The sequence below is a fragment of the Pseudomonas sp. GZD-209 genome (assembly GCF_049310485.1).
GTDB classification, from domain to species: Bacteria; Pseudomonadota; Gammaproteobacteria; order Pseudomonadales; family Pseudomonadaceae; genus Aquipseudomonas; species Aquipseudomonas sichuanensis.
The window spans coordinates 1-11,564 of the sequence record NZ_JBMOWQ010000094.1; the positions used below are offsets into that span (position 1 = coordinate 1).

Here is an 11,564-nt window from a genome sequence, read left to right on the forward strand (position 1 = left end):
CACGTGGGAGCGGGCTTGCCCCGCGATGGCATCGGTTAATCCAACATCTCATCGCGGGGCAAGCCCGCTCCCACGCTTTCCTCTGTACACCACCAGAATCAGCCCGGCTGCTGGGTCCTCAACTTCTCGCTACGCCCACGCAACCACTCCAGGGTCAGCAGCAGCACCACCGAAAACGCGATCAGCAGGGTCGCCGCCGCCGCGATGGTCGGGCTGAGGTTCTCGCGGATACCGCTGAACATCTGCCGCGGCAGGGTGGCCTGCTCGGGCCCGGCCAGGAACAGGGTCACCACCACTTCATCGAACGAGGTGGCGAAGGCGAACAGCGCCCCGGAAATGACCCCCGGCGCAATCAGCGGCAAGGTCACCCGACGGAAGGTCAGCAACGGCGAGGCGCCAAGGCTGGCTGCCGCACGCACCAGGTTGTAGTTGAAGCCCTGCAAGGTGGCCGACACGGTGATGATCACGAAGGGCACACCCAGCACCGCATGCACCAGGATCAGCGAGATGAAGCTGTTGCCCAACCCCAGCGGGGCAAAGAACAGATAACTCGCCACACCGATGATCACCACCGGCACCACCATCGGCGAGATCACCAGCGCCATCACCAGCGACTTGCCGGGGAAGTCGCCGCGGGTCAGGCCGATCGAGGCCAGGGTGCCGAACACCATGGCCAGCACCGTCGCCGCCGGGGCGACGATGATGCTGTTCTTCAGCGAACGCATCCACTCGGCCGAGGCGAAGAAGTCCTGGTACCAGTGCAGCGAGAAGCCCTGCAGCGGGTACACCAGGAAACTCCCGCTGTTGAACGACAGCGGCACGATCACCAGCACCGGCAGCACCAGGAACAGCAGCACCAGCCCGCAGAGAATGCGCAAGGTGTAGAACCACACCCGCTCCACGGGCGACATGTAGGGGCTCAGCATGACAAGGCTCCTCAGCTCAGGCGCAGGCGGCTGGCACCGACCAGCCAGCTATAGATCAGGTACAGCACCACGGTGGCCAGCAGCAGCAACCCGCCAAGCGCGGTGGCCATGCCCCAGTTGATGCTGGTGTTGGTGTAGAAGGCGACGAAGTAGCTGACCATCTGGTCGTTCGGGCTGCCCAGCAGTGCCGGGGTGATGTAGTAGCCGATCGAGATGATGAACACCAACAGGCAACCGGCACCGACGCCAGCGTAGGTCTGCGGGAAGTACACCCGCCAGAAGCTGGCGAACGGGTGGCAGCCCAGCGAGATCGCCGCACGCATGTAGCTGGGCGAGATACCCTTCATCACGCTGTACAGCGGCAGGATCATGAACGGCAGCAGGATGTGCACCATCGAGATGTACACACCGGTGCGGTTGAACACCAGTTCCAGCGGCTGGTCGATGATGCCCATGGCCATCAGCGCACTGTTGATCAGCCCGCCCGACTGCAGCAGCACGATCCACGCCGCCACCCGCACCAGGATCGAGGTCCAGAACGGCAGCAGCACCAGGATCATCAGCAGGTTGCTCTGCCGGGTGGGCAGGTTGGCCAGCAGGTAGGCCAGCGGATAGGCCAGCACCAGGCAGATGGCGGTGATCACCACGCCCATCCACAGGGTGCGGGCAAAGATGTCGAGGTAGATGGCCTGGTCCGGCGTGGCCTTGGCCAGCTCACCGAGGTCGTCGATACGGTGATCGAGCGCTGCCAGCAGGTAGAACGGCGTGACGCTGCTGGTGTTGCGGCGGATCGCCTGCCAGTAGGCCGGGTCACCCCAGCGCTCGTCCAGCGTCTGCAAGGCATCTTTATAAGAAGCAGGCTCCGCCTTGAACGGCAGCGCCCGCGCAGTCTTGGCCAGCAGGCTGCGGTAGCCGGCCAGCTCCATGTTCAGGCGTTTGGACAGATCGCCCAGCGTCTGGTTCTTGCGTGATTCGGCCAGGTCCTGGCTCAGAGCCTTGTAGGCCTCCTCGCCGGGCAGGCTCTTGCCGTCCCACTGCGCCACGGCCTCGACGGTGCGCGGCAGGCCCGCGACCACTTCGGGGTTGCCGACGCTCTTGTACAGCAGCGCCGCAATCGGCACCAGGAACACCAGCAGGAGGAACAGCGCCAGCGGCGCGATCAACGCCTGGGCCTTCCAGCGGTTGACCCGCTCGGCATGCTTGAGGCGCTGTTTGAGGCTTTTACCTGCGCCTTCGTTGAGGGGCACTGCAATGGCCATGGCGAACTCCGGGAAAACAGGGAAACAGGGAGCCTGGTAAAGCTGCAATCGGGGCCGCTGCGCGCCCCATCGCCGGCAAGCCGGCTCCCACAAGTAGTGCGACACCCTCAGGCTTGACGCTTTACCTGTGGGAGCCGGCTTGCCGGCGACGGGCCGCGTGGTGGCCCAATGTCCCAGGCTTTCCTTTTTCGCCGCCCAGGCGTTGAAGCGTTGCTCCAGCTGCTCGCTGTTGTCGGCCCAGAAGGCCACGTCGATCTGCACCTGGTTGGCAATGTTCTCAGGCGTGGTCGGCATGTCTTTCTTCACCTCGTCCGACAGCAGGCTCACGGCTTTGCTGTTGGCCGGACCGTAGGCGATGTTCTCGGAGTAGATCTTCTGCTGCTCGGGCTGGACGCTGTAGGCGATGAATTTCTTCGCCTCTTCGGCATCCTTGGCACCTTTCGGGATGGCCCAGGCATCGAAGTCGTAGATGCCGCCGTTCCATACCACCTTGAGGTTGCTCTCTTTTTGCACAGCGGCGATGCGGCCGTTGTAGGCCGAGCTCATGACCACGTCACCCGAGGCCAGGTACTGCGGTGGCTGGGCACCGGCTTCCCACCACTGGATGCTCGGCTTGAGCTCATCGAGTTTCTTGAAGGCGCGGTCCTGGCCTTCCTTGGTGGCCAGCACTTTGTAGACTTCCTTCGGCGCGACACCGTCGGCCATCAGGGCGAATTCGAGGGTGTACTTGGCGCCCTTGCGCAGGCCGCGCTTGCCCGGGAACTGCTTGGTGTCCCAGAAATCGGCCCAGCTGGTAGGGGCGGTCTTGAGTTTGTCGGCGTTGTAGGCCATGACCGTTGACCAGACGAAGAAGCCTACGCCGCAGGGCTGGATGGCGCCTGGGACATAATCAGCTTCATTGCCGAACAGCGCCGGGTCGAGCTCCTCGAACATGCCCTCGTCGCAACCGCGGGCCAGCTCTGGCGACTCCACCTCCACCAGGTTCCAGCTCACGCTCTTGGTGTCGACCATGGCCTTGATCTTGGCCATCTCGCCGTTGTACTCACCGGCGACGATCTTGCCCTTGCCCGCCTTCTCCCATGGCTCGTAGAACGCCTTGGTCTGGGCCGCCTTGTTGGCGCCCCCGAAAGAAATCACCGTGAGGTCGGCCGCCATGGCCTGGCCGGCGGCGAACAGCCCCAGGGCCAGGGCGGTCAGTTTCAACTGCTTGCGCATTATTATTCTCTCCACAGTACAGGGTTGGTGAAGCAATCCATCAGTCCATCAGTGGGCTTGTGCAATCGGATCGAGCGCGCGGGCGTGCTCCACCTCCCAGCCCAGCGGTACCACATCGCCCACGGCCAGGGCCGGGTCGAGTTCGGCAATCGGCTGCTTCACGAAGAAGTCGGCCTTGCCGCAGACTTCCAGGCGCACCCGCACGTGGTCGCCCAGGTAGATGAACTCGGCCACCCGGCCAGAGAAGCGATTGACGCAGCTCTCGCTGTGGCCATTGAGGCGCACGCGCTCGGGGCGGATCGACAGGGTGACCGGCTCGCCGGCCTGGCCGACGTTGACCGCCAGCGCCTCAACCCGCTCGCCACGGCCCAGTTGCACCTGGCAACGCTTGCCATCGCTGGCCAGCAGGGTGCCGTTGATGCGGTTGTTCTCACCGATGAAGTTGGCGACGAAGGTGTTGCAGGGCTCTTCGTAGAGGGTGCGCGGGTCGGCGATCTGCTGGATCTCGCCCTGGTGGAACACCGCCACCCGGTCGGACATGGTCAGCGCCTCGCCCTGGTCATGGGTCACGTACACCACCGTCACGCCCAGGCGCTGGTGGATGTGCTTGATTTCCATCTGCATGTGTTCGCGCAGTTGCTTGTCCAGGGCGCCGAGAGGTTCGTCCATCAGCACCAGCTGGGGTTCGAACACCAAGGCCCGGGCCAGCGCCACGCGCTGCTGCTGGCCGCCGGACAACTGCCCCGGGTAGCGCTTGGCGAAGGCATCGAGCTGGACCATGTTGAGCACGCGCTTGACCCGCTCGCTGACGTCAGTCTTGCTCAGGTTGCGCACGGTCAGCGGGAAGGCCAGGTTCTCGGCCACGGTCATGTGCGGGAACAGCGCGTAGTTCTGGAACACCATGCCGATGTCGCGCTTGTGCGGCGGCACGTTGTTGATCGAGCGCCCGGCCAGCTGGATCTCACCGGCGGTAGGGGTTTCGAAGCCGGCCAGCATCATCAGGCTGGTGGTCTTGCCCGAACCGGAGGGGCCGAGCAGGGTCAGGAACTCACCCTTGCGAATGTCCAGGTTGAGGTCTTTGACGATCAGCGATTCGCCGTCGTAGCTCTTCTGCACACCACGGAAGCTGACCAGCGTCTCGTTCGAATTCGCCTCGCTCATGCCCTGCACCTTCTTGTTGGAATGACTGCGTAGGCAAAAGAGTAGAAGAGGCGCAAACGCCCGAAAATCGGGGGCACTGAGAGAATGCCATCATCCGGATGGAAGACTTGTTGTAGGGATCGCCCTACACGAGTGACGCTCCCAGGCAACTACACCGCAATGGATCGTGGGAGCGGGCTTGCCCCGCGATGGGCACTGATGGCTCAGCCTTGAGGCCCGGCGCCATCGCGGGGCAAGTCGCACCGGCGCACCGCCGCTCCCACACAGAGGTTCCAGTTGTGGATTGCCTGTCGCAACCAGAACACTCACACCAGCTTGTGCTCCATGGCGTACTTCACCAGCTCCGCCAGCGAGTTGACCTTGAGCTTCTGCATCAGCCGCGCCTTGTGGGTGCTGATGGTCTTGCTCGACAGCGCCAGCTGCAGGGCGATGTCGTTGACGTTGGCACCCTGGGCCAGGCGCTCGAACACCGAGAACTCGCGCTCAGACAGCAACGTGTGCAGTGGCCGGGTTTCGGTCAGGCCCACCTCGAACACCATACGGTCGGCCAGGGCCGGGTCGATGTAGCGCCCGCCCCCGGCCACCCGGCGGATGGCCGTGAGCAGCAGCGCCGGGTCGCTGTCCTTGGTTGCATAGCCCGCCGCACCGGCCTTGAGCGCCCGCGCCGCCATCTGCGCTTCGTCATGCATCGACAGCATCAGGATCGCCGGCGGGTTGTTCAGCGCGCGGATCCGCGGGATCGCCTCCAGGCCGCTCACCCCAGGCATGGAGATATCCAGCAGCACCACCTCGCAGGGCGTATGGCGCAGGGTCTCGAGCAACTGCTCGCCATTGCCCGCCTCGCCCGCCACCTGCATGTCCTTGGCCAGGCCGATCAATTGCTTGATGCCTTCCCGGACGATGGTGTGGTCTTCCGCCACCAGCACTCGAATCACGATTGTTTCTCCTGCTTCAAAGGAATCGCCACGCTCAGGCTGGTGCCCTCGCCCGGCTCGCTGTCCAGGCTCATGCTGCCACCGAGCATCAACACCCGCTCACGCACACCCACCAGGCCGAACGACGTCGGCCGCGCCGCCTCCATGGCAAACCCCACGCCGTCGTCGATCACGGTCATGCGCAACTGCCCGGCCTCGTGCACCAGATCGATCTGCACCGTGTGCGCCTGGGCATGGCGCATCACGTTGGTCAGCGCCTCCTGCAGGATACGGAACAGGCCGATGGCCTTGGCATCACTCAAGGGTGGCAGATTGTCCGGCACCTGCACCAGGCAGGGTATCTGCGTGCGCGCTTCGAAACGCCGCGCCTGCCACTCGATGGCCGAGGCGATGCCGGCGTCGAGGATCGGCGGGCGCAGGGCCGTGGCCACGTCGCGTACCAGCTGGAACAACTGGGTGATCAGGCGTTTCATGCTGGCCAGGCGCTCGTTGAGGGCGGGGTCCAGCTCGGCGAACGCCAGCTCGCACATCGACACTTCAAGCTTGAGCACCGTCAGCATCTGCCCGAGTTCGTCGTGCACCTCGCGGGCAATCCGCGCCTTCTCCTCTTCGCGCACGCTCTCCAGGTGCGCCGACAACTCGCGCAGTTGCTCCTGGGACCCGGCCAGCGCCAACTCGGCCTGTTTGCCCTGGGTGATGTCCCAGACCACCCCGTCCCACACCACTCGGCCATCGGCCAGACGGCGGGTGGTGGCCTTGATGTCGGCCCAGCGCTGCTCGCCTTGGCGGGTGAGGATGCGGCCTTGCCACGACCAGTCCTGGTCAGTGGCCAGGGCCATGTCCTGGACCCGGTGATAATCGGCGCGGTCCTGCGGATGTACCAGGTTGCGCAGGCCCATGTCAGGGTGCTGGATCGCCGCCGGGGTGTAACCGACCAGCGCTTCGCTGCCTTCACTGATATAGGGGAACTCCAACTCGCCTTCGGCGGCGTCGCGCTCCAGGCGGAACACCAGCCCCGGCACGTTGCCGGCAATCCCCTTGAGCCGCGCTTCGCTTTCGCGCAGGGCGGCCAATGCCCGGCGGCGTTCGGTGACATCGGTGAGGAACACCACCAGGTATTCGGCATCGCGAAAGCGCAGGAACGACAACGACAGGTCGACCGGCAGCAAGCTGCCGTCGGCGCAGCGGCACTGGCTCTCGAACTGCAACTCGCCTTCGCCGCCACGGGCGCGTTTCCACAGCGCCAGCCAGCGGTCCATGGCCAGGGTGGGCTCGATGTCGATCAGCGGGCGCTCAAGCAAGGCGCTCTCGGCAAAACCGAGCATGCGTTCGGCGGCGTGGTTGGCGTAGCGCACGTGACTGTCCCAGTTGACCCACAGAATCCCAACGGTGCTCTGGTCGATGGAAAACTGGCTCAGGCGCAGCGCCTGCTCGCGGGTCTGGCGCTCGGCTAGGCTCTCGCGGGCTGCCAGCAAGCCGCGCTCCAGCCCTCGCTGTTGGCGACGCTGCCACACCAGCGTGGCCAAGGCGCACAACAGCAACAGGCCGAACAGCAAGGCGAGGTTCTGCCAGAAGCCGGGCGATTCAGAGAAGCGCGGGTATTTCGGTTGCAGCCAGCGTTGGTGGATCTGCTCGAGGTCCTTGGCCGGCATGGCCTGCAGCCCTCGCTCAAGGACGTCGGCCAACAGCGGCCAGTCGCGCCGCGAACCCACCCGTAACAATTGCGGCAGGCCGATGTCACCGACCACGGCCAGCTCGCCAAACTCACTCTCGCGGGACAGGCGACTGAGCTGGGCCTCGTCCAGCACGGCAAAACCGGCCTGCCCGCCCAGCACCAGCTGCAGGGCCTCACGCTCGTTGGGCACGCCCTGCAGGTTGAGGTTGCCGTAGTTGCCGCGCAGGTAGTCGGCGAGCCTGGACGGCATGCGCACTGCCACTCGGTCGTTGGCGCTGAGCTTCTCCAGGTCCACCGCCACCGCACCGCTGCGCAGGCCCACCACCAGTTGCGGCACGCGCATGTATGGGTCACTGAACAACCAGTTGCGCAGGCTGGCGGGGGTCTGGGTCAGGCCTGGGGCGAAATCGATCTCGCCAGCCTGCAGCGCGTGCTCCAGGGCCGCTTCATCGGTGAAACCGCGCCAGGTCAGATCGAGCCTGAGGGCCTGGGCCAGCGCACTGACCAGCTCGACGTTGGCCCCGTAGAACTGCTGCAAACGCCGGTCGAACTGGGCATAGGGCGCTTGCAGCACCAGGCCGACCCGCAGGCTGCGATGCGCCTCCAGCCACTGTTGCTGGGCGGGCTCCAGCACTACCGAAGGCGGCGCCTCCGGGCGCGCCAAAGCGATCAAGGGTAGACACAACCAGCCGATAACCCACAGGCAACGCACTCGCTTCATCTCTACGCTCGTCTTGGCAAGGACGGCCACCTGACGTGGCCGTCGCGGACAAATACTATTAGGCTGCCGGTAACTTTATGGCCTTGGACCGATCCATGCTCACACTCTATCGCACGACGCTGGCCATGTTCTGCCTGGCCTCGCTCCTGCCCCTCGGCGCGCAAGCGGCCGATGCCGAAAAAACCGATGCCGCCGCCGAGGCCGCCCCTGCCCCCGTAGTGCGCCCGGCGCTGGCCGAACGCAGCCAGGACGATGCCCTGGCCCTCGAGCGCCAGGTGCCCAAGGCCGAGCAGCAGACCCTGCAGGCCAACGGTGAACACTTCCTGGCGCTGTGGAAGCCGGCCAACGACAGCGACCCGAAAGGTGCGGTGATCATCGTCCCCGGTGCCGGCGAAAGCGCCGACTGGCCGACCACGGTCGGGCCGCTGCGCCGCGGCTTCCCCGATGTCGGCTGGCACACCTTGAGCGTGAGCCTTCCAGACCTGCTGGCCGAACGCCCGCAGGCGCGCGCCGAGGCCAAGCCCGCCGCAGAACCGGCCAAGGCCGCGGGTGAAACGGCGCCGACCAAGGATACGCCGGCAGACGCCAACGCCAACGTTGCCCAGGCCACTGCCGCCGAGACCGACACCGCCGAAAGCACCGACGCCGCCAAGGCCGACGAACACACCGACCAGGACGACGCCGAGCGCATCTTCGCCCGCCTGGATGCCGCCGTGGCCTATGCACAACAACAGCAGGCACGCAGCATCGTGCTGCTGGGCAACGGCAGCGGCGCCTACTGGGCGGCGCGCTACCTCAGCGAGAAACAGCCGCCAGAGGTACAGAAACTGGTGATGGTCGCGGCACAGACGCCCGCACGGGTCGAGCACGACCTGCTGAGCCTGACCCCGACCCTGAAAGTGCCGACCGCCGACCTTTATTACGCTACGCGCCCCCAGGACCGCCTGGCCGCCGAGCAGCGCCTGCAGGCCAGCAAGCGGCAGAAGGACAGCGGGTACCGCCAGCTTTCGCTGATGGCCGTGCCGGGCAACAAGGCAGCGGAGCAAGAGCAGTTGCTGCGCCGGGTTCGCGGCTGGCTGACACCGCAGGAACAGTGACGAACATCGCGGGGCAAGTCACATCGGCGCCCCGCGATAGCTTCGCTAGAAGCCCCGCCGCTTGCGGATCAGGGCATAGGCCTGATGCAGCTCGCGCGTGTGCTCGGTCGCCTCGCGCACCTTGGCCTCACTGGCACCACTGCCCACCAGCTTGTCCGGATGGTGCCGGCTGAGCAGTCGCCGATAGGCCTGCTTGACCTTGTCAGCCTCGGTGTCCGGCTCCACCCCAAGCAGCCGCAGGGCGCCGGCATAGGTCATCACACCGCCCTCGACGGACGAGCGCCGTGGCTCGTACTCCTTGGCCAGGGCCTGCACCTGCTGGCGGCTGAGCCCCAACTGCTCGCCCCACCGCAGCAGCAGGTCGTGCTCATGCCGGCCGGCCTTGCCATCCGCCCAGACCATTCGCCAGCAGGCGCGCAAGGTGCCCTCGGCGGCATGCGGCTGCAACTTGATCCGGCGCAGGTAATGGCCCAGCCGCCCCTTGCCCGACTTGCCCCGGTTGAACGCGGCAATCGCCCGCAGCCGCGCGGGCTCCGCCAGGTCCAGCCGGGTCATTTCCTGGCGCGCCTGCTGGATATGCCCCTCGGCAACCCGACCATCGCTCTTGGCCAGACGCCCAAGCAGCACGAACAGCAACTCTTCGTCGCGCAGCGCCGGGCGCCCGCCAAGGCGCTCGCGCATGTCGTCCCATCCCTGCAGACGCAGGCGCCGATCCATGGCCTGGCCCAGCAGCGCCCCAAGCAAAGCCCCGGGGATACTGGCCATGGCGAAACCGGCCCCGGCACCAATCACTGTGCTTGGCCACCACATGTCAGGCGCGCTCGCCGATCAGGCGTTCGACATCGGCCAGGCGCTCGAGGGTGCCGACATCGACCCAGTGCCCCTGGTAGTGCTCGCCACTCACCTGGCCCGCAGCCATGGCCTTGCGCAACAGCGGTGCGAGCTTGAAGGCGCCGGGTTGGCAAGCGTCGAACAGCGCCGGGTCGAGCACCGAGATACCGCTGAAAGTCAGGGTCCCGGGCGCGTCATCGCCATCAGCTACCTGCTCGCCCAGCAGACGGAAGTCGCCTCGCCCGTGGTGGTTAGGGTTGTCTACCAGCACCAGGTGCGCGAGCCCCTGCAACGGCGCCTGCAACGCGCTGAAGTCGTAGTCGGTCCAGATATCGCCGTTGACCAGCACGAACGGTGCATCACCCAGCAGCGGCAGAGCCTTGAAGATGCCGCCGCCGGTTTCCAGCGGCTCGCCTTCCGGCGAGTAGCGCAGGCGCAGGCCGAAGCGGCTGCCATCGCCCAGGTGATCCTCGATCTGCTGGCCGAGCCAGGCATGGTTGATGACCACCTCGGTGAAGCCGGCGCGGGCCAGCGCCTCCAGGTGGTACTCGATCAATGGCTTGCCGGCGGCCGGCACCAGCGGCTTTGGGGTGTGCAGGGTCAGTGGGCGCATGCGCTCGCCCTTGCCCGCCGCGAGGATCATTGCCTTCATGAATGGGCCCCGGCCTGAAGTTCGCTGATCAGCGCGCCCAGCTCGGCCAACTCCGGACGGCGACCAATCACTTCATCTATATAGGCGAAGAAACGCGGTACGTCAGTGAGGTAGCGCGGTTTGCCGTCACGGTGGCAGATGCGGGCGAAAATACCGATCACCTTGAGGTGGCGCTGAACCCCCATCAGATCGCTGGCGCGGTGGAAGTCCTCGAATGCCGGCTGTACTGGAACACCGGCAGCCTGGGCCTTTTGCCAGTAATCGCCAAGCCAGCCCTCGACGCGGGCCTGGGGCCAGCTGAGGAACGCGTCCTTGAACAGGCAGGTGATGTCGTAGGTGACCGGGCCGTAGACTGCGTCCTGGAAATCCAGCACCCCTGGGTTCGGCGTGCTTTGCATCAGGTTGCGCGGCATGTAGTCGCGGTGCACCAGCACTTTAGGTTGCGCCAGGGCGCTGTCGATCAGCAGCTGGCTGACCCGCTGCCAGCTGGCCTGTTGGGCTTCGGTCAGCTTCACGCCCAGCTCGCGGCCAACGTACCACTCCGGGAACAACTCGACTTCGCGGCGCAGCAGCGCATCGTCGTAGCTGGGCAACGGGGCGTCCATTGGCAGGCGCTGGAACGCCAGCAGTGCGTCGATGGCGTCCTTGAACAGGGCATCGGCGTTGTCGGCATCGATGACGTCCAGGTAAGTCTGGCGCCCCATATCGCCCAAAAGCAGGAAGCCGCGCTCAAGGTCCTGGGCATGGATCTGCGGCACATGCACGCCGGCACTGGCCAGCAAGTGGTCGATGGCAACGAACGGGCGGCAGTTTTCCTGGGGCGGTGGCGCATCCATGACCACGAAGCTGTGGCCGGCGCCCTCCCAGCGGAAGTAGCGGCGGAAACTCGCATCGCTGCTGGCGGCGGTCAGGCTGCCGGCGGGCAGGTCACCCCAGCCGTTGGTGCGAAATAGAATCTCGAGCTGCTCGGCGAGCCAGGCAGTCAGTTGTTGCAGACGTACATCGTGGTCGGGCATTACAAGGGTCTCCGACGGCGCTAGCCGTCAAGCGGGTCATGCTTTATTATCCAGCATCTTTTTCAGACCATCGAGA

At 65.7% G+C, this 11,564-nt stretch carries 9 protein-coding genes and 1 pseudogene; 1 reads left to right on the forward strand and 9 read right to left on the reverse strand.

What is annotated here, in order from left to right; all coding sequences use genetic code 11:
- Positions 1-98 precede the first annotated feature (98 nt).
- The 6 genes and pseudogenes from ACO6VM_RS12180 to ACO6VM_RS12205 form a co-directional block, all read right to left on the reverse strand.
- Positions 99-926, reverse strand: coding sequence for an ABC transporter permease (locus ACO6VM_RS12180; RefSeq protein WP_232883830.1), 828 nt, complete (start codon positions 924-926; stop codon positions 99-101).
- Between the two features lie 11 nt (positions 927-937).
- Complete coding sequence (locus ACO6VM_RS12185) at positions 938-2,185, reverse strand: ABC transporter permease (RefSeq protein WP_110994272.1); 1,248 nt, start codon at positions 2,183-2,185, stop codon at positions 938-940.
- A 186-nt stretch (positions 2,186-2,371) separates the two neighbouring features.
- Positions 2,372-3,400, reverse strand: a pseudogene (locus ACO6VM_RS12190) (ABC transporter substrate-binding protein); the annotation flags it as partial.
- 48 nt (positions 3,401-3,448) lie between these two features.
- Positions 3,449-4,561 carry an ABC transporter ATP-binding protein gene (locus ACO6VM_RS12195; RefSeq protein WP_110994274.1) on the reverse strand — a complete coding sequence of 371 codons (1,113 nt, stop codon included), beginning with the start codon at positions 4,559-4,561 and terminating at the stop codon, positions 3,449-3,451.
- A 305-nt stretch (positions 4,562-4,866) separates the two neighbouring features.
- Positions 4,867-5,499 (reverse strand): response regulator, encoded by a 633-nt coding sequence (locus tag ACO6VM_RS12200; protein ID WP_190306071.1) that lies wholly within the window; start codon positions 5,497-5,499, stop codon positions 4,867-4,869.
- The gene (locus ACO6VM_RS12205; RefSeq protein WP_422403325.1) at positions 5,493-7,892 is read right to left on the reverse strand and encodes a PAS domain-containing sensor histidine kinase; all 2,400 of its coding nucleotides are present in this window, start codon (positions 7,890-7,892) and stop codon (positions 5,493-5,495) included. Before ACO6VM_RS12205 ends, ACO6VM_RS12200 begins: the two co-directional genes overlap by 7 nt.
- A gap of 95 nt (positions 7,893-7,987) precedes the next feature.
- Between ACO6VM_RS12205 and ACO6VM_RS12210 the strand changes: the two genes are divergently transcribed.
- Positions 7,988-8,989, forward strand: a complete 1,002-nt coding sequence (locus ACO6VM_RS12210) for an alpha/beta hydrolase family protein (RefSeq protein ID WP_422403326.1) — start codon at positions 7,988-7,990, stop codon at positions 8,987-8,989.
- Positions 8,990-9,034: 45 nt separating this feature from the next.
- Here the strand turns inward: ACO6VM_RS12210 and ACO6VM_RS12215 are convergent, their stop codons facing one another.
- Genes ACO6VM_RS12215 through ACO6VM_RS12225 form a run of 3 tightly spaced genes read right to left on the reverse strand, consistent with a single transcriptional unit; the run spans position 9,035 to position 11,488 of the window.
- Positions 9,035-9,799: a TerB family tellurite resistance protein gene (locus tag ACO6VM_RS12215; protein WP_401057641.1), complete on the reverse strand. Its 765-nt coding sequence runs from the start codon at positions 9,797-9,799 to the stop codon at positions 9,035-9,037.
- 1 nt (position 9,800) lies between these two features.
- Positions 9,801-10,472 carry an N-acetylmuramate alpha-1-phosphate uridylyltransferase MurU gene (gene murU / locus ACO6VM_RS12220; RefSeq protein WP_422403327.1) on the reverse strand — a complete coding sequence of 224 codons (672 nt, stop codon included), beginning with the start codon at positions 10,470-10,472 and terminating at the stop codon, positions 9,801-9,803.
- Positions 10,469-11,488 carry an aminoglycoside phosphotransferase family protein gene (locus ACO6VM_RS12225; protein ID WP_401057639.1) on the reverse strand — a complete coding sequence of 340 codons (1,020 nt, stop codon included), beginning with the start codon at positions 11,486-11,488 and terminating at the stop codon, positions 10,469-10,471. The genes murU and ACO6VM_RS12225 overlap by 4 nt, the downstream gene beginning before the upstream one ends.
- Between the last annotated feature and the right edge of the window lie 76 nt (positions 11,489-11,564).